Origin of the sequence: Micromonospora sp. NPDC023956 (assembly GCF_040639195.1) — a bacterium.
GTDB lineage: Bacteria > Actinomycetota > Actinomycetes > Mycobacteriales > Micromonosporaceae > Micromonospora.
Genome location: NZ_JBEZZN010000007.1, coordinates 19,198 through 44,415 on the forward strand (window position 1 = coordinate 19,198; position 25,218 = coordinate 44,415).

Genomic DNA, 25,218 nt, shown 5'->3' on the forward strand with positions numbered 1-25,218 from the left:
CGATGTGGCATCCTGCTGCCCATGTCGACCCCGCCCGGCGGGCTGGAGGTGCCGCTCTGGCGGGCCATCGCCGTCTACCGCGTCGCCGCCCTGGGGTACGTCTGCGTCGTGGTCCTGCGCGATCACGACCGGTACGCCCACCCGCTGGCCGCCGGACCGGTGCTGGCGGCGATCGCCGGCTGGACCGCGTTCACCGCGTACGCGTACGCCCGCCCGGCCCGGCGGGGCTGGCCACTGCTCCTGGCGGATCTCGGCGTCGTCCTCGGCATCCTGCTGCTCAGCCCCGGGGTGGTCGGGCCCGCGGCGCTCGCCGCCGGGGTACCCGCCCTCGCCGTGGCCTGGCTCGGCGGCCCGGTGCTGGCCTGGGCGGTCTCCGGTGGCCGGCGGCGGGGTGCGGTGGCCGCCCTGGTGCTCGGCGCCGGTGACCTCGTGGTCCGGGGCTGGTTCAGCCCGTCGGCCCTGAACGGTGTGGTCCTGCTGCTGCTCGCCGGCGTGGTGGTCGGGCACGTGGCCCGGCTGGCGGTGACCGCCGGGCACCGGTTGCAGCGGGCGGTCGAACTGGAGGCGGCGACCCGGGAGCGGGAACGGCTCGCCCGGGACATCCACGACTCGGTGCTGCAGGTGCTGGCGCTGGTACAGCGACGCGGCGCACAGCTCGACGGCGAGGCCGGCGAACTGGCCCGGCTCGCCGGCGAGCAGGAGGCGGCCCTGCGCGCCCTGATCGCCACCGGCCCGCCGGCTCCCCGGCCGCCGTTCGGGCCGGTGGCTCCCGGCTCGTCGCTGGTCGCCGCGTCGTCGTCCGGTCCGGCGGCCGGCCGGTCCGGGGACCCGGCAGCCGGACGCGCGGGCGCCGCGCCGGGTGGCGGCACGGCCGAGGACGGGCCGCGCGACCTGCGGGACCTGCTCCGCCGGTTCGCCGGGCCGGCGGTGTCGTTGGCCGCCCCGGCCACGGCGGTACCGCTGCCGGCGTACGCCGCGCGGGAGGTGGCCGCCGCCGTGGCGGCGGCCCTGGACAACGTCGCCCGCCACGCCGACGGCAGAGCCTGGGTGCTGCTGGAGGACGAGGGGACGCTGGTGCGCGTCTCGGTCCGCGACGCCGGCCCGGGTATTCCTCCCGGCCGGCTGGACGAGGCCGCCGCCCAGGGACGTCTCGGCGTGGCCCAGTCGATCCGGGGTCGGCTGGCCGACCTCGGCGGCAGCACGACGATCACCTCCGTCCCGGGCGAGGGCACCGAGATCGAGCTGGTGGTGCCCCGCGGGTGAGCCGACCGGCCGACCGGTGGGGCCGTCGTCCCCGACGGCGGCCTAGGGTGGCGGGATGGGCGAGGTCGAGGTGGTCCGGGTGATGGTGGTCGACGACCACCCGATGTGGCGCAACGGGGTGGCCCGGGACCTCACCGAGGCCGGTCACCTGGTGGTCGCCAGCACCGGCGAGGGCCGTCAGGCGGTCCGGATCGCCCCCGCCGCCCGACCCGACGTCGTCGTCCTCGACCTGCACCTGCCCGACGCGGGCGGGGTCGAGGTGATCCGTGGCCTGCGGGCGGCGCTGCCCGAGGTGCGGGTGCTGATGCTCTCCGCCAGCGGGGAGGAACAGGACGTGCTGGAGGCGGTGAAGGCCGGCGCCACCGGTTACCTGCTGAAGTCGGCTGCGGCGGCCGATTTCCTGGACGCCGTCCGGCGCACCGCGCGCGGGGAGGCGGTCTTCACTCCGGGCCTCGCCGGCCTGGTGCTCGGCGAGTACCGCCGGCTGGCCGCCCGGCCGGGCACGCCGACCGGCGACGACGCAGCACCCCGGCTCACCGACCGGGAGACCGAGGTGCTGCGGCTGGTCGCCAAGGGGCTGTCGTACAAGCAGATCGCCGCGCGGCTGGGCCTGTCGCACCGGACGGTGCAGAACCACGTGCAGAACACGCTGGGCAAGCTGCACCTGCACAACCGGGTCGAGCTGACCCGTTACGCCATCTCCCGCGGCCTCGACGACTGAGCCCGACCCCCCTTGCGCCGGGCGGCGGGTCAGTGCGCCTCGGGCGGGCGGGTCTCGTGGATGGCCAGCTCCTCGGCGCTCGCCCCACCGCCGGCCGCCCCGGCGTCGTAGGCGACGGAGTCGGTCTCGGTGTCGCTGCGTACCCCCTCGTCCGGCTCGACCAGCCGTCCGACCTGGGCGTCGCCGACCCCGCCGAGCTGCCCGTGGTCGTAGAGAGAGACCGGGGAGTGCGGGTCGGAGGTGGGACCGGGATTCATCACGTCGGCGTCGAGCTGGGCCTGCGCGGCGGCCTCCTCGCTGTCCGCCTCGGCCGCGATGTCCGGGTCGACCGGGCCGGCCAGCGGGTCGTCGGCCGGACGCTCGTACCGTTCCCGGTCGAGCTTGTAGTCCAGCGACTCGCCGTCGAGCTGTTCCTCGGCGGTGGAACCGAACCGGTCCACCGCCACCGGCGTGCGGTCGCCGGGCAGCTGTGCCGGGTCCGGGCCGTCCGCCTCGCGACCGGTCTCGACGTCGTCGTTGGCGGTGGAGTCGTCGTCGGCGGTGTCGGGCAGGCCGTCCGCCTCGGGGTCGGACACGGGGGTCGGGTACTCGTCGTCGCGCATGGTTGGTCCCTACCCGTTGCCCACCCGGCGTAACCGCGTCCGGGCCGCCGAGACGGTGACAGAAGGGGACTAGCCGGTCGGATTCACCTCGTCCTCGGCGTGCAGGACCGCCCAGACCAGCTTCCCCTCCGGCAGCGGAGTGCATCCCCAGCGCCGGGCCACGGTGTCGATCAGCAGCAGCCCCCGGCCACCGGTCGAGGTCAGCGGGGCGGGTCCGGTGTAGTGGGGTGCGCGCGGGGAGTGGTCCCGGACGCCCAGCCGCAGCACGCGGTGGCCGGGGGCGAGCCGCACCGTCATCGGGGTCCGGGCGTGGGCCACCACGTTGTTGACCATTTCGGTGACCGCGATCATCCCCGGTTCTATCAGGTCGGGCAGACCCCACCGGGCACAGCTGGCGGCGACCAGTTCGCGCGCCTGCCGGGCCGCGCCGACCGCGGGCAGCAGGTCCAGGGTGAGCGCGTCACCGGAGGGCAGCCCGGCGAGTGCCGTGTCCGGACTCGACCAGACCGGTGCCCCGTCGACCGTCCAGCCGCCGGCCGGGTCGCAGACGAGCAGATCCGCGGCGGGCCAGTCGGCGACCGTCCGGCGGACCTCGGCGAAGACCGTACGGGCGGCGGGGTCGGTGATCCGGAGCCCGGAGACGTCCACCACCACCGGACCGGGGTGGTCGCCGAGTCGGGCGAGGAGGGCGTCCCGGACCTCGACCACACCGGTGCCGTCCAGCCTTCCGGTGAGCCGGACCAGTGCGGGTCCGTCCGTCTCCCCCTCGCAGCGCACGTCCGTCGGCATAGTCGCCCTATTGTGCACGCCACCAGGGGGGCGCGCATCCGGCCGGTCCGGGGGCGAGGTCACGGCTCCGACCGGTTGCGTCGGGCCAGGACGGCCGCGGTGCCGGCGGCGGCGAGACCGAGGGCGGTGCCGGCCCGGACCAGGTGCCGGCGGCGACCGTGCCAACCGCCTTCCGGCTCGGCCGTGGCGTCGGCCCGGAACACGTTGCCGCCACTGTCGGGGTGGACCGCCGGTCCGAGCTGGGTGCGGGCGGCGTACCAGCCCAGGACCCGTTCGGTCAGCGCCGGGGTCAGCCGCCACTGGAGGCCGAGCAGGCGCGCGGCTCCGCCCGCGTACGCCTCCCGGCGGGGCCGGCGGATCAGCCGGACGATCGTCTCGGCCACCAGCTCGGGCGGGTAGACCGGCGGGGGCGGGGTCAGCTCGCGGCCGGTGTGGTTCGCCGCGTGCGCGAAGAACGGCGTGTCGATGCTGGCCGGCAGCACCGTGCAGATCGACACGGCGTGCCGCCCGGTGACCCGGAGTTCCTGCCGGACCGTGTCGGCGAACCCCCGGATCCCGTGCTTCGTGGCGTTGTACGCCGACTGGTACGGCATCGCCACCTCGGCCAGCACCGAGGCGTTGTTGACCACCACCCCGCCACCGGCCGCGAGCAGGTACGGCAGCGCGGCCCGGGTGCCGTGCACCACGCCGAGCAGGTTCACCTCGACCACCCGGCGGAACTCGTCGGCCGGGATCTCGTCGAACAGCCCCACCGCACTGACCGCCGCGTTGTTCACCCAGGCGTCGATCCGGCCGAACTCCGCCGCCGCGGCGGCGGCGAGATGCCCGACCCGCGCCGGGTCCGTGACGTCGGTGGGCACGGCCAGCGCCCGCCCGCCCGCCCGTCGACAGCGCTCGGCCACCTCCTCCAGGGCGCCCGCGCTCCGCGCGGCGAGCACCACGGCGGCACCCCGGCGGGCCAGGGCGCAGGCGGTCGCCGCGCCGATGCCGCTGGAAGCTCCCGTGATCACCACGGTCGAATCGTCGAGGCTGCGGGTGAGAGGCATTCTTCGGCGGTACCCCCGTGCACCCGTTGCATACCTGCCCGCGACGTTTTCTTCCTGTTCGCGGTTTTGGTACAGCCTCGTCGGGGCGGACGGGGCGGGTGTTCCGGACGGGGCATCGCCGCCCGTCACCGGTCCGACCGATCCTGATCTGCCAGGTTTCGACTCCTTGGCCCCAGGTTAATGGGACCCTCTGACCGGAGGACCGTAGCTCGTGATCGCATGGAGGTGACCATGCGCGTCGGCCTAGTCTGCGCGCACGCCGGGCCCGTCCGATGTGCCGACGGTCCTGTCGTCGGCACACACCAGCACATCGCCCGGATCGCCGCCGAACTCGCCGTCCGTGGCCACGACGTCCGGCTCTACGAACGACGCGTCGACCCCGACGTGCCCGCGTCCGTCGACCGGGACGGCTACCGCCTGGAACTGGTCCCGGTCGGTCCGCCCGCGCCCACCCCCACCGCCCGGCTGGTGCCGTACGTGGCCGAGTTCGGCCAGTGGCTCGCCGAACGGTGGGCCGGTGACTGGCATCCGGACGTGGTGCACGGGCACTACTGGGTCGGCGGGCTGGCCGCCGCGCACGCGGCCATGGAGGGCGACGTGCCGGTGGTGCAGACCTTCCACTCGCTCGGCATCGAGCAGCTGCGCCACCTCGGTCGGGAGTACTCCGGGCCGGGGGAGCGGATCCCGCTGGAGCGGGCCCTGACCCGTGCCGTGGACATGGCCGTGGCCCAGTGCAACGACGAGGTCGACGAGCTGACCCGGATGGGGCTGCAACGGGCCTCGGTGGCGCTCGTGCCGACCGGGGTGGACACCACGCAGTTCCACCCCGACGGGGAGGCCGCGCCCCGGGAACAGCGGCCCCGGATCCTCACCGTCGGCGGTCTGACCCCGTCCAGTGGCCATGACGACATGGTCCGGGCGATGCGGCTGGTCGGCGACGCGGAACTGGTGATCGCCGGGGGACCGCCGCTCGAGCAGCTCGGCCGGCACGCCGAGGCCCGCCGGCTGCGCGAGCTGGCCGAACGGGCCGGCGTCGCCGAGCAGGTCCGCCTGATCGGCGCGGTGCCGCACGACCAGATGGCCACCTGGTACCGGTCGGCCGACGTGGTCGTGTGCACCCCGCACTACGCCTCCGCCGGGCGGGTCTCGCTGGAGGCGATGGCCTGCGGTGTGCCGGTGGTCGGCTACGCGATGGGCGGCATCGCCGACGCGGTGGTGGACGAGGTCACCGGACGGCTGGTGCCGCCCGGGGACGTCCGCGTCCTGGGGGTGGCCCTGCGTCGTCTCCTCGCCGACCACGCCAGCCGGTTCGCCTACGGGCACGCGGCGGTGGACCGGGTTCGGTGCAGCTACACGTGGGAACGGACCGCCAGCGCTCTGGAACGTCTCTACGAGCGGGTGGTCGGCCGCCGCAAACCGGTGGAGGCGTGAGCGGCGCTGGCGTGAGCGGCGTGCCGGGGTGGTAGCAGGGGCCCCCGGCCACCACCCGCTGCTGAGGAGGAGGCCCCTGCCGCCACCTCGACCCCGAGGTGGGACGGGTGGGAGGGGACCCGCGCGGCCGGGAGGACCGGCCGGACACGGCGGTCGGCGGCCGGTCGGTGGTGCTGCGGTTCGGCGTACCGGGTCAGGCCGATCACCGCGACCAGGGTGCCCAGGAAGCCGACGGCGGCCAGCCACTCCCGGCCGGGCCAGATCTTGTCGTTGAGCAGGAGCAGCCCGACGATCGCGGCGGGCACCGCCCCGGCGGCGTCCATCGCGGCCACCGCCGCCGTGGTCGACCCGCGCTGCATCGCCAGGCCGAGCAGGAGCTGCCCGACCACCGAGTGCGCGATCAGCAGGTAGAGCAGTGGGTCGCGGAGGAAGGCCTCGGTCGAGTGCACCGACGCCAGCGGACGGGCGGCCACCGCGGCGGCGGAGAACGCCAGCCCCGCCAGCGAGCCGAGCGCCACCGAACCCGGCGCGCCGTGCAGGCGTACCGCGAAGAAGCCGAGCAGGGCGACGGCGGCCAGGGTGACCGTCAGACCGACCAGCCCGGCCGCACCGAGCTGCTTGGACGGCGCGGGGCGGGCGGCCAGCACCAGCGCGGTGATCCCGCCGAAGAGCAGACCGAGCAGCGCCACCTCGGCCCTCGGCAGCCGCCACTTCAACACCAGCACGCCCAACACCGCGGTGACCCCCAGCCCGGCCGCCACGCTGGCCTGTACCAGGAAGAGCGGCAGGTCCCGGCGGGCCAGGAAGGCCAGCACGAACCCGGCCACCTGGAAGGTGAGTCCGACCAGGTAGGTGGGGTGGCAGGCCAGCCGCAGCAGCAGGCCCGGGTGGAAGCTCTGGTGCACGGTCGTGCGCGCGGCGGCGACGGACTGGAGGAGGTTGGCGACGCCGTACGCGACGATCATCGCCGCGAGGAAGCACCAACCGGAGGTAGACACCCGGCGAGGATAGTTGGTGCCCCGGTTCAGCGCTCGGTAGGCCGACCCAGCCGGTCGAGGATGTCGGGGTGCAGAACGCCGTTGGTCGCCACCGAGCTGCCGTCGCCGGGAGCGGGGGTACCGGCCAGGTCGGTGAGGGCGCCGCCCGCCTCGGTGACGATCGGCACCAGCGCGGCGATGTCCCACAGCGACAGTTCCGGCTCGACCATCACGTCCAGCGCCCCCTCGGCGAGCAGCATGTAGCCGTAGAAGTCGCCGTACGCCCGGCTGCGCCAGGTGTCCCGCATGAGCTGGAGCATCGGCTCCAGCCGTCCGGTCGCCTCCCAGGCGTCCAGCGAGGCGTAGCAGAAACTCGCGTCGGCGAGGTGGGCCACCCCGGAGACCCGGATCGGCTCGCCGTGCGCGGCGTCCGGACCGGCGTACGCGCCCGCGCCGGTCGCCGCCCACCAGCGCCGCCCCAGCGCCGGGGCGGAGACCAGCCCGAGCACCGGCCGGTCACCCTCGAGCAGGGCGACCAGGGTGGCCCAGATCGGCACCCCCCGGACGAAGTTCTTGGTGCCGTCGATCGGGTCGACCACCCAGCGCCGTCCCGCCGGCCCGGTCGCGGGCTGCTCGCCGTACTCCTCACCGATCAGGCCGTCGGCCGGGCGGTGCGTGGCGAGCAGGGCGCGGATCTCCCGCTCCACGGCGGTGTCCGCGTCGGAGACCGGGGTCAGGTCGGGCTTCGCCTCCACCCGGAGGTCGAGCGCGCGGAACCGGGCCGTCGACACGGCGTCGGCGGCGTCGGCGAGCAGGTGGGCGAGGGCGAGGTCGTCGGCGTACCCGGTCATGGGGTGACGGTAGCGGCGTCCCCGTCACGCCGGGCCGTGCGGGTCGGCCTCCGTCCGCACGTCGGTCTCCCCGGCCCGCGAGGCGAGCAGCCGGCGGTACGACGCCAGGCGGCGCGCGTCCGCCCTCCCGGCGGCCACCCAGGCATCCAGCGCGCAGTTCTCCTGGTCGGCGGTGTGCTCGCAGTTCGCCGGGCAGTCGGCGGTCGCCTCCACCAGGTCGGGGAAGCCGTGCAGCAGGCTCTCCGCCGAGACGTGCGCCAGCCCGAAGCTGCGCACCCCGGGGGTGTCCACGATCCAGCCCGGGTCGGTGTCGGTGTCGGGTACCGGGGGCAGTCGCAGCGCCACCGCGCTGGTCGAGGTGTGCCGGCCCCGGCCGATCGCGCTGACCGTGCCGACCGCCCGGTGGGCCGCCGGCACCAGCCGGTTGACCAGTGTCGACTTGCCCACGCCGGAGTGTCCGACCAGGACCGAGATCCGTCCGGCGAGCAGTTCGCGCAGCTCGGTCAGGTCGGAGTCCGGCCGGACGAGCACGTGTGGCAGGTCCAGTTCGGTGTAGTACCCGAGGACCGCCTCCGGGCCGGCCAGGTCGGCCTTGGTCAGGCAGAGCAGCGGTTCGACGCCCGCGTCGTACGCGGCCACCAGGCAGCGGTCGATGAAACCGGTACGCGGTGGCGGGTCCGACAGCGAGTTGACGATCACCAGCTGGTCGGCGTTCGCCACCACGACGCGTTCCAACCGCCCTTCGGGGGTGGTCTCGTCGTCGTCGGCGGTGCGCCGCAGCACCGAGCGGCGCTCGTCGATCCGGACGATCCGGGCCAGCGCGCCGTCCGCCCCGGAGGTGTCGCCGACCAGACCGACCCGGTCACCGACCACCACCGACCGGCGGCCCAGCTCGCGGGCGCGCATCGCGGTGACGACGGGCGTCTCCGGGTCGTCGTCGGGGAGGACGCAGGTGTACCGGCCCCGGTCGACGGCGATCACGAACGCGTCGACCGCGTCGGCGTGCTGGGGGCGGGTCCGGGTACGCGGACGGGAGGACCGACCGGGCCGGACCCGCACGTCCTCTTCGTCGTACTCGCGCCGTCGTCTGGTCGCCAGGACCGCCCCCTGTCCGTCAGTTCCCGCCGGTCACCATCCTCGACCATAGTGCCGGGAACTCCGGCATGGTCTTGGAGGTGCACGACACGTCGTCGAGTTCGACGCCCGGCACGGCCAGTCCGGTCACCGCGGCGGCGTGCGCCATCCGGTGGTCGTGGTAGGTGCGGAAGGTTCCGCCGCGCAGCGGCCGGGGCCGGATCTCCAACCCGTCGGGGGACTCGGTGACGTCCGCGCCGAGCCCGGCGAACTCCCGGGCCAGCGCGGCGATCCGGTCGGTCTCGTGGCCCCGGATGTGTTCGACGCCGGTGAAGACCGACGGGGAGTCGGCGAGCATGGCGAGCGCGGTCAGCACCGGGGTCAGCTCGCTGACGTCGGAGAGGTCGGCGGTGATGCCGTGCACCGCGCCGGTGCCCCGCACGGTCAGCCCGGCCGTGGAGAGGGTCACCTCCCCGCCCATCTCGTGCAGCAGCGCACGGAGCCGTTCGACCGGCTGGGCGCTGCTGCGCGGCCAGCCCCGGAGAGTCACCTCACCTCCGGTGACCAGCGCGGCGGCGAAGAACGGGACGGCGCCGGAGAGGTCCGGCTCGATCTCCCAGACCCGCCCGCTGAGCGGACCGGGCTCGACGGTCCAGACGTCCGGCGTGCCGTCGTCCACGGCCGCGCCGGCGGCCCGGAGCATCTGCACGGTCATCCGCAGGTGCGGCGCGGACGGGACCGGGGGACCCACGTGCCGGACCACCACGCCCCGGTCGAAGCGCGCGGCGGCCAGCAGCAGCCCGGAGACGAGCTGGCTGGAGGCGGAGGCGTCGATCACCACCTCGCCGCCGGTCACCCGGCCGGTGCCGAGGACGGTCAGCGGCAGGCTGCCCGGACCGACGGCGTCGATCCGGACGCCGAGCGACCGCAGCGCCCCGACCAGCGGGCCGAGCGGGCGGGTCCGGGCCGCCGGGTCGCCGTCGAAGGTGACCCGGCCGTCGGTCAGCCCGGCGACGGGCGGCACGAAGCGCATCACCGTGCCGGCCAGGCCGACGTCGACGTGCGCCGGACCGACCAGCCGGTGCGGCCGGACCAGCCAGCGGTCGTCGTCGGCGATCGACATGTGCGCGCCCATCGCCCGCAGCGCGCCGGCCATCAGCTCGGTGTCCCGGGCCCGGAGCGCCCCCAACAGGGTGGACGGCCCGCTGGCCAGGGCGCCGAGCACCAGGGCCCGGGCGGTCAGCGACTTGGAGCCGGGCAGGCGGAGCGTCGCCGCGACCGGGTCACTGGCGGTCGGTGCGGTCCACGGCTGCAACGGACGGGTCGCGGTCAGATTCCCCACGGTCACATTCTGCCGGTTTCCCGGCCCCGGTGGACGGGGCCGGTCCGCCGCCTCCCGGTGGGCGGGACGCGGTCGTCCGGCCGCCGGCGGGTCGCCGGTCGTCCAGCGCCGGCGGGAGCCGTCCCTCCGTTGTCGGCGGGACGGTCGGAGTCGGCCGGGCGGGTTAGCGTGTGCACATGTGCGGCAGGTACGCGACCACCCGTGATTCCGGGACGTTGAGCCAGCTCTTCGAGGCGTACGACGACACCGGCGACCGGCTGCGGCCGGACTGGAACGTCGCGCCGACGAAACCGGTGCCGGTGGTCCGGGTCGACGACGAGGGCACCCGGGCCCTGTCGATGGCCCGCTGGGGACTGCTGCCCCCGTGGGCGACCTCCCCGGCGGCCGGGGCGCGCATGATCAACGCCCGGGTGGAGACGGTGGCGACCAGCCGGGCGTACGCCGCCCCGTTCGCCCGCCGCCGCTGCCTGGTGCCCGCCGACGGCTGGTACGAGTGGGCCCGTACCGGAGATGGCAAGCAGCCCTGCTACCTGACCCGGACCGACGGCGACGTGCTCGCCCTCGCCGGGATCTGGTCGGTGTGGCGGGGGCCGGACGGTCCCCGGCTCACCTGTAGCGTGCTCACCACCGCCGCCCTGGGCGTGCTGGCCGACGTGCACGACCGGATGCCGGTGCTCCTCCCGCCGGATCGCTGGGGCCGGTGGCTCGCCCCCAACACCGACCCGACCGCCCTGCTCGGCGCGGACGAGACGTGGCTGGCCGGACTGGAGGTCCGTCCGGTCGGAGCGGCGGTGGGCAACGTCCGCAACGGCGGGCCGGAGCTGACCACCCGGGTGCCCGGTGTGCCGGTGCCGCGTCGCCGTCCGCCGGTGGCGGAGACGGCCGACGAAATGACGCTGTTCTGAACGACGTCGGCGCATTGTCGGGTACTGATTTGCCAGAGTTGTGGGCGAATCGTGGTGCGAATATCCGCCCATTTTCCGGCAGACTCTTGTCCCCGTGTGTCCAAGTGCGATAGAACACAGCGCCGGTAGTGGGTGTCGATCGCACGGTGCGATCGACCATCGCCGATCTAGCCGGTCCCACGGGGGAGGTGGGTTGATGACACGGGCGCGAATGCCCCGACCGCACGAAGTGGCCGCCGCGCGGCGCGATCCGCGACTGCTGCGGGCCCTGCGCGAACGACGCCAGGATGACGCGTGGCGCACCAAGGGAACCTGCCGCAGCGTGGACCCGGAGACGTTCTTTCCGGCGCCGAACGAGCCGGCCGACGCGGCGGTGGCGCTCTGCCGCTCCTGCGAGGTGCAGGGCTCCTGCCTGGCCTGGGCGCTGGAGGCCGGGGACTATCACGGGGTCTGGGGTGGCACCACACCCCGGGAACGGCGGGCGATGCTGGTCGCCTGGCGCAGCGAGGTCGAACCGGATCCGGACGCCGCCGACGAGGCCGGCCCGCCGGTCCGTGACCGGCTGCTGGCCCTGGTGCCGCTCTCCTGACCCGCGCCGGGTCGCCCGGCGGCGCTCCGGCGCAGAATGGGCCGGTGCGACACCGCGTGCAGGTCGAGACGCCCCGTGGCCCGGCGTGGCTGGACACCGATCCGCCGATCGGGCCGGTGACGAGCCTGCTCGTGCTCGGGCACGGCGCCGGCGGCGGGGTGGACGCACCCGACCTGGTCGCGCTCCGGGACGCGGCGGTGCCGGCCGGGGTGCTCGTCGTCCGGGTCACCCAGCCGTACCGGGTCGCCGGGCGGCGTGCCCCGGCCCCCGCCGGCCACCTCGACGAGGCCTGGACGGCGGTGCTGGCCGAGCTGCGCCGGATCCACCCCGCCGTGCCGGCGCTCCTGGTGGGCGGACGCTCCAGCGGTGCGCGGGTGGCCTGCCGGACGGCCCGCGCGGTCGGCGCGTCGGGCGTGGTCGCCCTGGCGTTCCCGCTGCACCCGCCGGGCCGGCCGGAGCGCTCGCGGGCGGCGGAACTCGACACCGGGCTGCCCACGCTGGTGGTCAACGGGGACCGCGACCCCTTCGGGGTGCCGGACGCGGGACCGCCCGTGCGGGTGGTGGTCCGCCCGGGGGAGCGGCACGACCTGCGCGGCGACCCGACGGGCACCGCCGCCGTGGTGGTCGACTGGCTGCACGCCCGGGGGTGGGCCGACCGCCCCGGGGACGGTCCCGCCGACCGGCCGTGAACCTTTCGGGATCCGCGCCGTCCGGCCGCGCGCTCCGGGTACGGGCCCGCGTGGCGGCCGTGACCCCCGCCGAGGACGGGTCGTTGCATCGATTGGTGCCGGCTTCCGTGGCGGGCACCGCCCTCCCAGGCCCTTCCTGGTCCCAGTGTTCACCCCCCGGTGCCGCTGGGGCCGGGAACGGGGGCGGAATGTGTCGCCGGTGGGTCGGTGTTGCACCCCCTGGACGGGGTTGCGGACAACCGAGAGGGGTGACCGGTGTCGACCGGTACACGGAGCCGGGAACGGGACGAGCGGGACGCGCGTCGGTTGCGCCGGCTGCTGGACGGGCCGACGTGGTCCGCGACGGCGTCGGTCGTGGGCGGTGGCGTGAGCACCAGCACACCGGTGGAAAGTGAATCTGCGGACAGGTCCGTACGCGTATTCTCGGCGGGAAGGCATCCGACGCGAGGGGATGTGCGGTTGACCACCGAGAAGACGGACGAGCGCCGGGCGCGCTTCGAGCGCGACGCGCTGCCCTTCGTCGACCAGCTCTACGCGGCGGCGTTGCGGATGACCCGCAACCCGGCCGACGCGGAGGACCTGCTCCAGGAGATGTTCCTGAAGGCGTACGCCGCCTTCCACCAGTTCGAGCAGGGGACGAATCTCAAGGCCTGGCTCTACCGGATCCTGACCAACACGTACATCAACTCCTACCGGAAACGGCAGCGGCAGCCGATCCAGGCGCCGACCGAGGAGATCACCGACTGGCAGCTCGCCGAGGCCGAGTCGCACACCTCCAGCGGTCTGCGTTCCGCCGAGACCGAGGCGCTGGACCGGCTCCCGGACACCGACGTCAAGGAGGCGCTGCAACAGCTTCCGGAGGAGTTCCGGCTGGCCGTCTACCTCACCGACGTCGAGGGCTTCTCCTACAAGGAGGTCGCCGAGATCATGGGCACGCCCATCGGTACGGTGATGTCCCGACTGCACCGGGGTCGACGTAATCTGCGGAAGCTGCTGGAGCGCTACGCGGCGGAACGCGGTTTCTCCGCCGCCCGTTCCTCCGGTGGTCCGACCACCGCCGCCGGTCGGGAGGTGTGACGTGAGCTGTGGGGAGCCGCACGAGACGGACTGCCGCGAGGTGCTCGCGGAGGTCTACCTCTACCTGGATCTGGAGTGCGCGGAGGAACGCCGCCTACTGATTCGCGACCACCTGGACGAGTGCAGCCCCTGCCTGCGGGAGTACGGCATCGAGCAGGAGGTCAAGGCGCTGGTGGCCCGCTGCTGCGGCAACGAGACCGCACCGGCGGAGCTGCGGGAGCGGCTCCGGGTCCGGCTCAGCGAGCTGGTCGTCTTCGAGGCCTCCGAGTCCCGCGAACTGGCCGACTGACCGGCCGGCTGCTCACCGGCGCGCTCCGGCGACGGACACCACACACCGGTGGCCCGGGTCGACTCCGACCCGGGCCACCGGTGTTTGTCCCGAACGCGCGACCGGTGCTCGACCGGTCCCGTCGATCAGGAGTTGGGGCGCTTGCCGTGGTTGGCGGCGCTCTTCTTACGGGCCTTCTTCTTGCGGGCCTTCTTCGCCATGGTGACCTCCTTGTGACGAGTCCTGGTGGGCCGCTGCGCGACCGGGGAGCCGGTCGCACCGGTCTCTCGACGCCTGCGGGCCGACCCGCTGATGCTAGTGCCGCCGGTCCCTGTCCCACCGGCTGGGGCGTCATCCGGTGTTCTCCCGGCGGATCGGCGCCCCGGGTCGGCCACCTCGTCCGCGGTCGTGCCGACCCGGCCCGTGGCCCCGCCCGGACGACGCCGTCCACCTGCCACACGTGCCGCGCGAGGGGCCGACACGTGATTGGATACCGTTCGCAAGCAACCCGTGGAGAGGGAGGGCCGTCCGATGGCCGACGAGATCCGTGCCGAGATGGTGGCCAACGTCTGGAAGGTCGTCGCGTCGGCCGGGGACGCCGTGTCCGAGGGGGACACGCTGGTGATCCTGGAGTCGATGAAGATGGAAATCCCGGTGGTGGCCGAGAGCGACGGTGTGGTCCGGCAGCTCGCCGTCAACGAGGGCGACGTCGTCCAGGACGGTGACCTGATCGCGGTGATCGACTGACGGTCCGCCCGCCTGCGGGGCGGACGGCGGACCGGGTCGCCCCACGTCCCGGTGGCCCTCGGACAGTTCGGTGGAATTCACCTGACGCAACTTCTTCATCGCGATGACACATTCGTCAGTAGATGTTGACTCCCGTCGATGGGACTGGCAGGCTCGACACATCCACCGAACAGAGAACGGAGCTGTCATGCGCATGTTCCGCAGGGTCCTCGCGGCCACCGCCGTCGCCGGTGCGTTCACCGTGTCGATGCTGGCGGGTGCCGCCCCGGCGTCCGCCGCCAGCGAGGGCGCGCAGGCGGTCGGCTGGTACAACGGCTACGGATCCAGCTCCACCTCCTCGATGGCCATCTACATGGCGGAGAACGACGCCAAGTGGAAGGCGGAGCTGGCGGGTTTCAACGCGTTCCTCGACTGCCGGACGACCTACAGCAACGTCACGCCGTCCGGGCCGTACTACTACAACGCGAACGTGCAGATCTACTGCTACAAGTTCTGACGGTCGGCTCTCCGGGCTGACCCACGCGGCGCGTCCGTCGGTTCCCGGCGGACGCGCCGTCGGCGTTCTCAGCTGTGCCCCGGCTCACCCGGTCCACCGACGGCAACCGGCAGCGACCTGCGGCCTCCGGGGCGTAAGCTGACCGACCGGTCGGCACGTCGGTCGGTCGCGCATCCGGGGGAGCCCATGAGCCAGGCCAAGCAGTCCGTCGCCGGGCCTCCGAACGTCCGGCTCGTCCTCGTCGCGCTGATGATCGCGATGATGCTGGCGATGCTCGACAACATGATCATCAGTACCGCGCTGCCGCGGATCGTCGGCGAGTTCGGCGGGCTCGACCACTTCACCTGGGTGGTGACCGCGTACGTCCTCGGCACCACCGTCTCCACCCCGATCTGGGGCAAGCTGGGCGACCTGTACGGCCGCAAGGCGGTCTTCCTCAGCTCGGTCGGCGTCTTCCTGTTCGGCTCGGCGCTCTGCGGCATGGCCGGTCTGACGGTGCTCGGCGGCGCGGACAGCGGGATGACCCAGCTCATCGCCTTCCGCGCGGTGCAGGGCCTGGGCGCCGGCGGGCTGATGGTCGGGGTCATGGCGATCATCGGTGATCTCGTCCCGCCCCGGGAACGGGGCCGTTACCAGGGCCTCTTCGCCGGCGTCATGGCGATCGCCATGGTCGCCGGTCCGCTCGTCGGCGGATTCATCACCGACCACCTCTCCTGGCGGTGGGCCTTCTACGTCAACCTCCCGCTCGGCGGGGTGGCCCTGGTGCTGCTGATCGTCACCCTGCGGCTGCCGAGGTACCGCACCGAGCACCGGATCGACTGGCTGGGCGCCGCGCTGCTGTCGGTCGGCATCACCGCGCTGGTGCTGATCACCACCTGGGGTGGCAACCAGTACGCCTGGCTCTCCCCGCAGATCCTCGGCCTGGCGGCCGTCGCGCTGCTCACCCTCGGTGCCTTCGTCCTGGTCGAGCGGCGGGTGGCCGAGCCCATCCTGCCGCTGGGCCTGTTCGCGAACCGGAACTTCGCCCTGGTCTCGGTGATGGGCTTCCTGCTGGGCTTCGCGATGTTCGGGGCGATGAACTTCCTGCCGCTGTACCAGCAGACCGTGCAGGGAGCCTCGGCCACCGAGAGCGGACTGCTCCTGCTGCCCCTGATGTTCGGCATGCTGGTGGTGTCGCTGGTCGTCGGCCGGGCGATCACCCGCACCGGCCGGTACCGGATCTTCCCGATCGTCGGCGGCGTGGTGATGACCGTGGGCCTGGCCCTGTTCACCCTGCTGGACGCCGGCACCAGCCGGGTCGAGGCCGGGCTCTTCATGGTCGTGTTCGGAGCCGGCATGGGTCTCCTCATGCAGACCACGATGCTGATCGCGCAGAACAGCGTCGAGCAGCGGGATCTCGGCGCGGCCAGTGGCGCGGCCACCTTCTTCCGCTCCATCGGTGGCTCCTTCGGCATCTCCCTCTTCGGCGCGGTCTTCGCCAACCGCCTCGCCGACTCCCCGGCCGGGGCGGCGCTCAGCGGCGACGGGGGTGAGCAGGGGGTGGATCCGGCGGCGCTGAACGCGCTCCCCGGACCCCTGCGGGTGGCCGTCCTCGGCGGCCTGGCCGACTCCATCGCGCACGTCTTCGTCTGGGCGGTGTTCTTCGCCGTGGCGATCCCGGTGGTCGCCTGGTTCATCCGGGAGATCCCGCTCCGGTCCGGTCCCGAGATCCCCGCCGGTGACGGCGCCGGGGCGGTGTCCCCCGACGCCGCCCAGAACGTGCCGGGCGTGGGCGCCGGAACCCCCTCGCCCGCCGGCGGTCGCGCCCTCTCGCCGGAAACCGGCGATCCGGCGGCCCGTGCCGGCGCGGGAGGTGTCCCACCGGACACCGCCGGGAGCCCGTCCCCGGCGACCGCCGGCCGGGGCACCCGGAGCATTCCCGGGCTGCCGCCCGACCCGCTGCGCTGACCGACCACCGGAGCCGGCAGCGGCGCGACGTCGACCGGCCCCGGACCGGTGTGGTCAGCGCCGGCGGAGGCGGCGCGTGAGTCGACGCCAGAGCCGGCGCAGCGGGTGCGCGGCCGGCGGCTCGCCGATCACCTGACCGGCCAGCACGGTGCTCGCCTCGTCGAGGTCGGGCGTGGCGAGCGCCAGATGGGCCAGCGAGACGAGGATCGGCACCGGACGTTCCCGGCCCACCGTGACCGCGTCGGCGAGTCGCGCGGCCATCACCCCGGCCACGTCGGGGCGGACCGACGGGTCGACCCAGGCGGCGGTGACCAGTGCGAAGAGGGCGGCCTCGGTGGTCCAGTCCTCCACGCCCCAGACCAGGTCGAGCAGCATCCGGCGGCGGGTCGAGCCGGCCCACGGCTCGTCGGTGCGGTGGTGCAGCAGCCCCAGGCAGGCCCACACCTGTACGCAGCGCACCCAGAGGGACGGATCCTGACCGAGCACGATGCCGAGCGCGGTGGGCGGGGCGGCCGGCGGGTGCGCCAGCAGGCCGAGCAGGTCGACCCCGTCCAGGGTGGCCAGCCCGACCGCCGCGTCGTACGCCGCCGGGGGGTGCGGCCAGGCGGGGTGGGCGAGCTGCTGGATCCGTTCCACCGCGACGGCCGAGGGTTTCGGCACCAGCGGCACGACGCCGTCGCCGGTGTACCGCCACAGCGGACGTACCCCGGCCCGCCGGGGGGTGCGCGGGTCCGGTCCGGTCACCTCGGCCGCCGCCACCCGCAGGCCGGGCCGGCTCACGGAGAGGGTGCGCAGCGCGCTCGGCGGCGGCGGGGCGGGCAACCGCAGGGGCGGCCCGCCGGTGGGCTGGTCGGTGGCGGTGAGTCGGCGCAGCGCCTCCACCGCCGGCCCGCCGGCCGGGGTGAGCTGGCCGAGCCAGGGCCGCCCCCGGCAGCACTCGGCGAGGTCGCCGTGCTCGTGGGAGTCGTCGGGGTGGTCCCGGGTGAAGTCGGCGAGCGCCACCAGGTGTCCGACCCGGCCGTCGCGCTGGTGCCGCAGCCGGTGGGCGGTGTGCACCGCGCAGTCGAAGGTCGGATCCCGGGCCAGCGCCCGGTCGATCCAGGCCAGTGCCTCGTCGAGACGGCCGTTGTCGGCCAGGGTGCCGGCGATGTCGGCGTAGACCGCGAGGTCGTCGGGGTCGTGTTCGACGGCGCGGCCGAGCGCGGCGAGCGCCTCGCGGGTGCGGCCGGCGCTGCGGTACGCGTACCCGAGCCAGACCTCGCCCAGTTTGGACGGCTGCGCGCGGACCCCCCGGTCGGCCCAGCGGATCGCCAGCTCGACCTCGCCGACCCGCCGGGCCAGCGCGGACGCCGCCCCCAGCAGCAGGCCGTGCTCGGTGTGCACGGTGACCGCGTGCCGGGCCAGGGTGAGGTACGGCCGCAGGGGCGCGCGGGCGGCCTTCGGCACCGGATCGGGCACGGCCGCGCAGACCTGCATGAGGATCCGTGCGCCCCGTTCCGGGTCGAGTCGTTCCGCCAGCTCCGGCTCGGTGACCCAGGGCACGCCGGCCCAGTCGGCCTGCGGGGTGTGCCCGGTCGCGGCGGCGAGCAGTTCCAGTCCCTCGCCGGCCCGGCCGGCGGCGGCCAGCAGGTGGGCGCGGGCGACCACCGCCCCGACGAAGACGTGCTGCTCGAGGGGGAAGAGGTCGATGCCGCCGCCGCTGATCGCGGCGATCCGGGCCAGCGTCTCGTGCACCTCGGGCATGGTCGGGGCGTACGCGATCGCGCCCGCGACGTGACCGGCGGCGTGCCGCAGGTCGCCCTGGTCCAGTGCGAGCCGGGCCAGGGCCAGTTCTCCCTCGGCGGAAAGGCGGGGGTCGTCCTCTCCCTCGGACACGGTGCCCTTTCACTCGGCGTGGTTCTCGGGTGCGGCCAGCGTAGGGGATGACCGGCTTCCCTGGGACCCCTCTGCGCATTCATGCTCGTTGCGTTGTCGCCACGGGGCAAAAAATGCAACACTGAGCATGAAGCGCGCGGAAACGCGCAGGAGAGGGAGGTTACCGGTGACGGTTCCGGGAGCGGGAATGACCGCCGACATCGAGGAGCAGCCGGCCGGCTTCGCGCGGCTGCTCTCCGCCGAACTCGCCGGGCCGATCGCCCGGGTGGCCGCGGTGATCGCCCGGCGGCGACCCCGGCACGTGGTCTTCACCGCGCGCGGCACCTCCGACCACGCCGCGCTCTACGGGGCGTACCTCACCGAGATCCGGCTCGGCATTCCCGCCGGGCTCGCATCGCCGAGCACGATCACCGTCTTCGGTGCCCGGCCGGACCTCTCCGACGCCCTCGTCGTCGGGGTGAGCCAGAGCGGCGGCTCACCCGACCTGGTCGAGGTGCTCCGGGTGGCCCGGTCCTCCGGAGCGCTCACCCTCGCCGTCACGAACGCCCCAGGGTCGCCGTTGGCCGAGGCCGCCGAGCTCAGCGTCGACATCGCCGCCGGGCACGAGCGGGCCGTCGCCGCCACCAAGACGTACACCGCCGAGCTGTTGGCCCTGCTGCTGCTGGTCGAGGGGATCCGCAACGGCGACGGCACCCTGCCGGCCGACGAGCGCGCGGCGCTCGACGCCCTGCCCGACCTCGCCGCGCGCACCCTCGCCGACCCCACCCCGACCCAGCTCGCCGCCCGCTACCGGTTCGCCGCGCGCCTGGTCACCACCGGTCGGGGGTACGCCTACCCGACCGCCCGTGAGGCGGCGCTGAAGCTGATGGAGACCTCCTACCTGCCGGCGCTCGCCTTCTCCGGGGCGGACCTGCTGCACGGCCCGCTCGCGATGACCGACCCGGACGTGCCGGTGCTGGCCGTGGTCGGCTCCGGCCCCGGCGGACGCTCCATGCGCGAGGTGCTGCCCCGGCTCGGCGAGCGCCGCGCCGACGTGGTGGTGGTCGGCTCGGCCGACGTCGAGGGAGCCACCCGGATGGTCGTCCCCGAGGTCGACGAGCGGTACGCGCCGCTGCTCGACATCCTGCCGTTGCAGCGGCTGGCGCTCAGCCTGGCGCTCGCCCGGGGCGAGGACCCGGACGCACCGCGGGGGTTGAAGAAGGTCACCGCGACGATGTGACCGGGCCGCCCGCGCGGCGGCCGGCCGGACGACGCGCAGCCCAGCGTGGCACGCTGTCCGGGTGTCCACGCTGCGCGAACTCGCCGAGGAGCACACCCAGCTCCGCCCGGCCGACGTCGACCACCTGCACCGGATCGCCGGCGACTGGCAGCTCCTGTCCGACCTGTCCTTCGCCGACCTGCTCCTCTGGGTGCCCGTCGACGGCGACGAGAGTTTCCTCTGCGTCGCCCAGGTCCGCCCGACCACCGCCCCGACCGCGTACCTCGACGACCAGGTGGGGCGGATCGTCGGCGGGCCGGAGGTGGCCCACCTGACGATCGCGTACACCCAGGGCCGGATCTGGCGGGAGGGCGACCCGGTCTGGTACGGCGACGTCCCCGCCCGGCACGAGGCGGTACCGGTGCGGCTGCGCACCGCCGACGGCGAGGCGGGTGAGGTGATCGCCGTGGTCGGCCGGGACACCAACCTCTCCACCGCCCGCACCCCCAGCCAGCTCGAACTGAACTACCTGACCACCGCCGACGACCTGGCCCAGATGCTCGCCGACGGCACCTTCCCACCGCCCCGGCACCCGGGCGAGACGACCTCCGCGCCCCGGGTCGGCGACGGGCTGGTCCGGCTCGACGCCAGCGGCAAGGTCACCTACGCCAGCCCGAACGCGCAGTCGGCGTACCGGCGGCTCGGATTCGCCTCGCACCTGGTCGGCGAGGATCTGGCGGTGCTGCACCGCCGGCTCGCCACCGATCCCCTGGAGGGAACCGACGCGGCCAACGGCATCCTCGCCGCGCTGCGGGGTGAGGCCCCACCCCGCCGCGAGATCGACGCCCGGGGGGCGACCATGCTCACCCGGGCGCTGCCGCTGATGCCGGCCGGGGTGCCGATCGGCGCGCTGGTGCTGGTCCGCGACATCACCGAGGTCCGCCGTCGGGACCGCGCGCTGATCACCAAGGACGCCACCATCCGGGAGATCCACCACCGGGTGAAGAACAATCTTCAGACCGTGGCGGCCCTGCTGCGGCTCCAGGCCCGCCGGGTCGGCATCCCGGCCGCCCGCGCGGCGCTGGAGGAGTCGGTACGCCGGGTCGCCTCGATCGCGCTGGTCCACGAAACCCTCTCCATGTCCAGCGACGAGGCGGTCGAGTTCGACGGGATCGTGGACCGGGTGGCCCGCGCGGCGGCCGAGGTCGCGGCCACCGACACCCCGGTGCGGATGCGCCGGGAGGGCAGCTTCGGCGTGCTGCCTGCCGAGATCGCCACCTCGCTGGTGATGGTCCTCAACGAACTGCTGCTCAACGCCGTGGAGCACGGCTTCCCGCCCAGCGACGCCGCCCCCGAGCCGGGCACCGTGCCCGCCGGGGCGGAGGTGGTGGTCTCCGCGCACCGCTTCCGCAAGCAGCTGCACGTGACCGTGGACGACAACGGCCGGGGGCTGCCCGCCGACTTCGACGCCGAGCGCGGCGGCAACCTGGGCCTCCAGATCGTCCGCGCCCTGGCCACCGGGGAGTTGCGGGGCACCATCGAGCTGCGCAACCGCGCCGGCGGCGGCACCGAGGCGGTGCTGGTCGTCCCGCTCGCCGCAACCCGCCCCCGCTGAGAGGGCCGGGGCGGTGGCCGGCAACCACCTCAGCCCGGCCGGGCGAGCAGGACGACGGTGACGCCCGGCACCGTCCAGCGGTCGGTGGGGGAGAAGCGGTCGAGCGCCTCCCGCTTCGCGGTCGGCAGGGCGGCGGTCGGGTCGGCCCGGTGACCGGCCACCACCAGCCACACCCGGTCCACCCCGGCCAGGCAGCGGGCCGGTCGCGGGCACTCCACCGCGCGCAGGTCGCCGGCCCGAACCGGGTCGAGGACCGCCAGCACGTCGCGGGGCCGCTCGTCGCCGAGGTGGTACGCCAGACCGAGGTCGAGGAAGAGGAAACCGTCCCGGGAGCCGTAGACGACCCCGTCGCCGGGGCGCTGCCCGGCGGCGACGACCCGGGCCGCCGCACGGTAGTCGACCTGGGCGGAGCGGGGCCAGTCGTGGGTACGGCGCAGGTCGAGCTGGGCCGGCGCGCCGAGGGCGGCGGTGAGGCCGACCACCGCCAGGGCGGGGACCGGGCGTACCGAGGCGAGTAGCGCCCCGGCCGGCAGACAGAGGAACGGCGTGGTGAAGACCAGGTAGCGCGGCACCCAGACGGGGGTCACCAGCCCGGCGACGAAGAGCAGCGCGGCCGGGGCCGCCACCGCCACCAACATCACCCACCCCCACCTCCGGTCGACGGGTGCCCCCGTCGGCCCGCCGCCGACCACCGGTCGGGCGGTGTCGCTCTCGACCGGGGCGTGGCCAGTGCGTTGGGCGGTGTCGGTCGCGCGGGCGGTGTCGGCCCGGCCCTGCTCGGCCTGCCGGGCGGTGCCGAGCAGGGCCAGGCCGACCAGCAGACCGCCCACCGCGGCGCTGGCGGTCAGCGAGCCGGGCAGCCCGGCCAGGTCGCCGAGGCGGGCCGGATCCACCCAGCCCAACTGGCGGGACTGCTGCCGTCGGGCGAGCAGCGCCAGCGGGACCGCGACCGCCACCGCCGGCACCAGGGCGAGCAGCCAGTGGCGGAACGCCCTGCCGGGCACCGCCGGGGCGTGCGCGACGAGCAGGGCCAGCGCGACCAGGTGTGCCAGGCCGAGGGCGGTCACCACCCCGGCGTACGCCGCCCACCGGCCCCGGCCCGGCCGGCGCAGTGCCGCCACCAGCAGCACGGTCGCGGCCACCGCCAGCAGGGTGGCGAGGGCGTACGGTCGGGCTTCCTGCGCGTACCGGGAGGTGCTCGGCAACACCGCGAAGAGGAGCCCGCCCAGCCGACCGGCCCGGGTCCCGAACAGGCGCTCCCCGAGGACGGCGGTGAGGCCGGCCGCCCCGGTGATGGCCAGCGCGGACGGGATCCGCAGCGCCGTCACCGAGTCCCCGAAGAGCGCCACCCAGCCGTGGGCGAACAGGTAGTACGGGGCGACCGTGGCGTCGACGGTGGCCGCCAGCCGGGCCAGGTCGGGCAGTGGACGGGTGGCCGCGCTCCAGGTGGCCAACTCGTCCCGCCACGGCTGGGCGTGCCCGACCCCGGTGCCGGTGACGACGAGAGTCAGCAGCGTCGGCCAGAGCCACACCGGGCGGCCGGCGCGCCGTAGCCGCTCCCGCCGTCCGCCCGGTACGTCGGATCCGCCGACCACACCCCGAAGCGTCGCACGCGGCGCCCGCCGACGACCCGGTGATCGGAGTAGGTCGATCTGTCCGGCCGGGTCCGGAGTGCGTGTTCCGAGGTGGCCCGTGATGTGGGATGGCGCACCGGGACCTTGGCCGGGTTCTCGCGGGTGTGGCAGCATGGGCGACATGACCGCCGCTGTCGATCGTCGCCTCGTGGCCCGCCGCCACGTCGACTACGGTCGCGTCCGCAGCGCCATCTGTCCGGCCTACTGACGACGCCCGACCACCCGTCTCGGGCGCGCATCCGCGCCGGCTCTCCGACACCGTTGTCTCCCCGCCCGGTAATCCCGGGCCGGCCGGCGCGTCCCGCGCTCGTACCGACGCGATCACCAGACAACGGAGGACGCCGCGATGGCCGTCAACAGCACCCCGGCTCGGCCCGAGCGCCCGGTGGCGACCGCCGCCCGAGCCCCCCGCCGCCCCCGGGGTGAGGGGCAGTGGGCGCTCGGGCACCGGGAGCCCCTCAACCCGAACGAGCGGATGAAGAAGGACGACGACCCGCTCAACGTCCGCGCCCGGATCGAGAACATCTACGCCCACCGGGGCTTCGCCTCGATCGACCCCCAGGACCTGCGCGGCCGGTTCCGCTGGTGGGGCCTCTACACCCAGCGCAAGGCCGGCATCGACGGTGGTCGTACCGCCGTGCTGGAGCCGCACGAGCTGGAGGACGAGTTCTTCATGCTCCGGGTGCGCGTCGACGGCGGGCAGCTCAGCCTGGCGCAGCTGCGGGTGGTCGCCGACATCTCCCGGGAGTTCGCCCGGGACACCGCCGACATCACCGACCGGCAGAACATCCAGTACCACTGGATCCGGGTGGAGGACATGCCGGAGATCTGGCGGCGGCTGGAGTCGGTCGGCCTCCAGACCACCGAGGCGTGCGGGGACTGTCCCCGGATCGTGCTCGGGAGCCCGGTCGCCGGGGTGGCCCGCGACGAGGTGCTCGACCCGACCCCGGCGGTCGACGAGATCGTCCGCCGGTACGTCGGCGACAAGGAGTACTCCAACCTGCCCCGCAAGTTCAAGTCCTCGATCTCCTGGCTGGTCGACACCCCGTACGAGGCGAACGACATCGCCTTCCTCGGGGTGGAGCACCCCGACCACGGCCCCGGCTTCGACGTCTGGGTCGGGGGCGGGCTCTCCACGAATCCGATGCTCGCCAAGCGTCTCGGCGTCTGGGTGCCGCTGGGCGAGGTGCCCGACGTGTGGGCCGGCGTGGTCGGCATCTTCCGCGACTACGGCTACCGCCGGCTGCGCAACCGCGCCCGGCTGAAGTTCCTGGTCGCCGACTGGGGGGTGGAGAAGTTCCGGGAGGTGCTGGAGAAGGAGTACCTCGGCCGGGCGCTGCTGGACGGTCCCGCGCCGGACCTCCCGTCCCGCCCGATCGACCACGTCGGGGTGCGCCAGCAGGCCGACGGGCGGAACTACGTCGGGGCCGCCCCGGTGGTCGGGCGGGTCTCCGGTACCCAGCTCGCCCACCTCGCCGACGTGGTCGAGGCGCACGGCAGCGACCGGGTGCGGCTCACCCCGTACCAGAAGCTGCTGGTGCTGGACGTGCCACCGGAGCGGACCGCCGCGCTGGTGACGGCGCTGCGCGGGATCGGCCTGGAGGCCGAGCCGTCCGCGTGGCGGCGCGGCACGATGGCCTGCACCGGCATCGAGTACTGCAAGCTCGCGATCGTCGAGACCAAGGCGCGGGGCGAGGAGCTGGTGGCCCGGCTGGAGGAGCGGCTGCGCGGGTTCGACGCGGACATCTCCATCCACATCAACGGCTGCCCGAACGCCTGCGCCCGGACCCAGGTCGCCGACATCGGCCTGAAGGGCCAGCTCGTGGTCGGTCCGGACGGCCGCCAGGTCGAGGGTTTCCAGGTGCACCTGGGCGGCGGGCTCGGCATGGCGCAGGGGCAGACCTCCGGCTTCGGCCGCAAGCTGCGCGGTCTGAAGACCACGGCCGAGGAACTGCCGGAGTACGTGGAACGGGTGGCCCGGCGGTACCTGGCCGGCCGGACCGAGGGGGAGACGTTCGCCAACTGGGTGGTCCGGGTCGACGAGGAGGAACTCCGATGAGCGGGCGAAGCAGGCGCGTCAGT

The 25,218-nt window shown here is 74.6% G+C and carries 23 protein-coding genes; 14 read left to right on the forward strand and 9 right to left on the reverse strand.

Annotated features, from left to right (window positions below):
• Positions 1-21: 21 nt before the first annotated feature.
• Both AB0F58_RS15475 and AB0F58_RS15480 read left to right on the forward strand, forming a co-directional pair.
• The gene (locus tag AB0F58_RS15475) at positions 22-1,263 is read left to right on the forward strand and encodes a DUF5931 domain-containing protein (protein WP_357142760.1); all 1,242 of its coding nucleotides are present in this window, start codon (positions 22-24) and stop codon (positions 1,261-1,263) included.
• A gap of 55 nt (positions 1,264-1,318) precedes the next feature.
• Positions 1,319-1,984 carry a response regulator transcription factor gene (locus tag AB0F58_RS15480; RefSeq protein ID WP_357142761.1) on the forward strand — a complete coding sequence of 222 codons (666 nt, stop codon included), beginning with the start codon at positions 1,319-1,321 and terminating at the stop codon, positions 1,982-1,984.
• A gap of 29 nt (positions 1,985-2,013) precedes the next feature.
• Here the strand turns inward: AB0F58_RS15480 and AB0F58_RS15485 are convergent, their stop codons facing one another.
• The 3 genes from AB0F58_RS15485 to AB0F58_RS15495 all read right to left on the reverse strand — a co-directional run bounded on the left by AB0F58_RS15485 (position 2,014) and on the right by AB0F58_RS15495 (position 4,421).
• Positions 2,014-2,586: a DUF5709 domain-containing protein gene (locus AB0F58_RS15485; RefSeq protein WP_357142762.1), complete on the reverse strand. Its 573-nt coding sequence runs from the start codon at positions 2,584-2,586 to the stop codon at positions 2,014-2,016.
• A 69-nt stretch (positions 2,587-2,655) separates the two neighbouring features.
• Complete coding sequence (locus tag AB0F58_RS15490) at positions 2,656-3,375, reverse strand: ATP-binding protein (protein ID WP_357142763.1); 720 nt, start codon at positions 3,373-3,375, stop codon at positions 2,656-2,658.
• 59 nt (positions 3,376-3,434) lie between these two features.
• Entirely contained in the window at positions 3,435-4,421 is a 987-nt protein-coding gene (locus AB0F58_RS15495; protein WP_357142764.1) for an SDR family oxidoreductase, read from the reverse strand.
• 231 nt (positions 4,422-4,652) lie between these two features.
• On the opposite strand from AB0F58_RS15495, the gene AB0F58_RS15500 reads away from it, so the two are divergent.
• On the forward strand, positions 4,653-5,852 hold the full coding sequence (locus tag AB0F58_RS15500; RefSeq protein WP_357142765.1) for a glycosyltransferase: 1,200 nt from the start codon (positions 4,653-4,655) through the stop codon (positions 5,850-5,852).
• On the opposite strand, the gene AB0F58_RS15505 is transcribed toward AB0F58_RS15500, so the two are convergent.
• The 4 genes from AB0F58_RS15505 to aroA form a co-directional block, all read right to left on the reverse strand.
• Entirely contained in the window at positions 5,810-6,817 is a 1,008-nt protein-coding gene (locus tag AB0F58_RS15505; RefSeq protein WP_357143236.1) for a hypothetical protein, read from the reverse strand. The two genes, AB0F58_RS15500 and AB0F58_RS15505, sit on opposite strands and share 43 nt — an antisense overlap.
• 59 nt (positions 6,818-6,876) lie before the next feature.
• Entirely contained in the window at positions 6,877-7,680 is an 804-nt protein-coding gene (gene hisN / locus AB0F58_RS15510) for a histidinol-phosphatase (RefSeq protein WP_357142766.1), read from the reverse strand.
• Positions 7,681-7,704: 24 nt separating this feature from the next.
• Positions 7,705-8,586 carry a ribosome small subunit-dependent GTPase A gene (gene rsgA, locus AB0F58_RS15515; protein WP_357143238.1) on the reverse strand — a complete coding sequence of 294 codons (882 nt, stop codon included), beginning with the start codon at positions 8,584-8,586 and terminating at the stop codon, positions 7,705-7,707.
• Positions 8,587-8,794: 208 nt separating this feature from the next.
• A complete protein-coding gene (gene aroA, locus AB0F58_RS15520; protein ID WP_357142767.1) occupies positions 8,795-10,096 on the reverse strand; it encodes a 3-phosphoshikimate 1-carboxyvinyltransferase in 1,302 nt (433 codons plus the stop codon).
• A gap of 176 nt (positions 10,097-10,272) precedes the next feature.
• On the opposite strand from aroA, the gene AB0F58_RS15525 reads away from it, so the two are divergent.
• The 8 genes from AB0F58_RS15525 (at position 10,273) to AB0F58_RS15560 (ending at position 16,814) form a co-directional block, all read left to right on the forward strand.
• Positions 10,273-11,001: an SOS response-associated peptidase gene (locus tag AB0F58_RS15525; RefSeq protein ID WP_357142768.1), complete on the forward strand. Its 729-nt coding sequence runs from the start codon at positions 10,273-10,275 to the stop codon at positions 10,999-11,001.
• 196 nt (positions 11,002-11,197) lie between these two features.
• A complete protein-coding gene (locus AB0F58_RS15530) occupies positions 11,198-11,590 on the forward strand; it encodes a WhiB family transcriptional regulator (protein WP_357142769.1) in 393 nt (130 codons plus the stop codon).
• A 44-nt stretch (positions 11,591-11,634) separates the two neighbouring features.
• Entirely contained in the window at positions 11,635-12,279 is a 645-nt protein-coding gene (locus tag AB0F58_RS15535) for an alpha/beta family hydrolase (protein WP_357142770.1), read from the forward strand.
• Positions 12,280-12,534: 255 nt separating this feature from the next.
• Positions 12,535-13,356 (forward strand): sigma-70 family RNA polymerase sigma factor, encoded by an 822-nt coding sequence (locus tag AB0F58_RS15540; RefSeq protein WP_357142771.1) that lies wholly within the window; start codon positions 12,535-12,537, stop codon positions 13,354-13,356.
• 1 nt (position 13,357) lies between these two features.
• On the forward strand, positions 13,358-13,645 hold the full coding sequence (gene rsrA, locus AB0F58_RS15545; RefSeq protein ID WP_357142772.1) for a mycothiol system anti-sigma-R factor: 288 nt from the start codon (positions 13,358-13,360) through the stop codon (positions 13,643-13,645).
• A gap of 510 nt (positions 13,646-14,155) precedes the next feature.
• Positions 14,156-14,371 (forward strand): biotin/lipoyl-binding carrier protein, encoded by a 216-nt coding sequence (locus tag AB0F58_RS15550; RefSeq protein ID WP_357142773.1) that lies wholly within the window; start codon positions 14,156-14,158, stop codon positions 14,369-14,371.
• A 187-nt stretch (positions 14,372-14,558) separates the two neighbouring features.
• A complete protein-coding gene (locus AB0F58_RS15555) occupies positions 14,559-14,867 on the forward strand; it encodes a hypothetical protein (RefSeq protein WP_357142774.1) in 309 nt (102 codons plus the stop codon).
• A 186-nt stretch (positions 14,868-15,053) separates the two neighbouring features.
• Complete coding sequence (locus tag AB0F58_RS15560) at positions 15,054-16,814, forward strand: DHA2 family efflux MFS transporter permease subunit (protein WP_357142775.1); 1,761 nt, start codon at positions 15,054-15,056, stop codon at positions 16,812-16,814.
• A 54-nt stretch (positions 16,815-16,868) separates the two neighbouring features.
• Here the strand turns inward: AB0F58_RS15560 and AB0F58_RS15565 are convergent, their stop codons facing one another.
• Positions 16,869-18,689 carry a tetratricopeptide repeat protein gene (locus AB0F58_RS15565; RefSeq protein WP_357142776.1) on the reverse strand — a complete coding sequence of 607 codons (1,821 nt, stop codon included), beginning with the start codon at positions 18,687-18,689 and terminating at the stop codon, positions 16,869-16,871.
• A gap of 187 nt (positions 18,690-18,876) precedes the next feature.
• Here AB0F58_RS15565 and AB0F58_RS15570 point away from each other — a divergent pair, with 187 nt between their 5' ends.
• Positions 18,877-19,908, forward strand: coding sequence for an SIS domain-containing protein (locus AB0F58_RS15570; RefSeq protein WP_357142777.1), 1,032 nt, complete (start codon positions 18,877-18,879; stop codon positions 19,906-19,908).
• Positions 19,909-19,969: 61 nt separating this feature from the next.
• Positions 19,970-21,502, forward strand: a complete 1,533-nt coding sequence (locus AB0F58_RS15575) for a histidine kinase N-terminal domain-containing protein (protein ID WP_357142778.1) — start codon at positions 19,970-19,972, stop codon at positions 21,500-21,502.
• Positions 21,503-21,531: 29 nt separating this feature from the next.
• Here the strand turns inward: AB0F58_RS15575 and AB0F58_RS15580 are convergent, their stop codons facing one another.
• Positions 21,532-23,097, reverse strand: coding sequence for a glycosyltransferase family 39 protein (locus AB0F58_RS15580; RefSeq protein ID WP_357142779.1), 1,566 nt, complete (start codon positions 23,095-23,097; stop codon positions 21,532-21,534).
• A 385-nt stretch (positions 23,098-23,482) separates the two neighbouring features.
• Between AB0F58_RS15580 and AB0F58_RS15585 the strand changes: the two genes are divergently transcribed.
• Positions 23,483-25,195: a nitrite/sulfite reductase gene (locus AB0F58_RS15585; protein ID WP_357142780.1), complete on the forward strand. Its 1,713-nt coding sequence runs from the start codon at positions 23,483-23,485 to the stop codon at positions 25,193-25,195.
• Positions 25,196-25,218 lie beyond the last annotated feature (23 nt).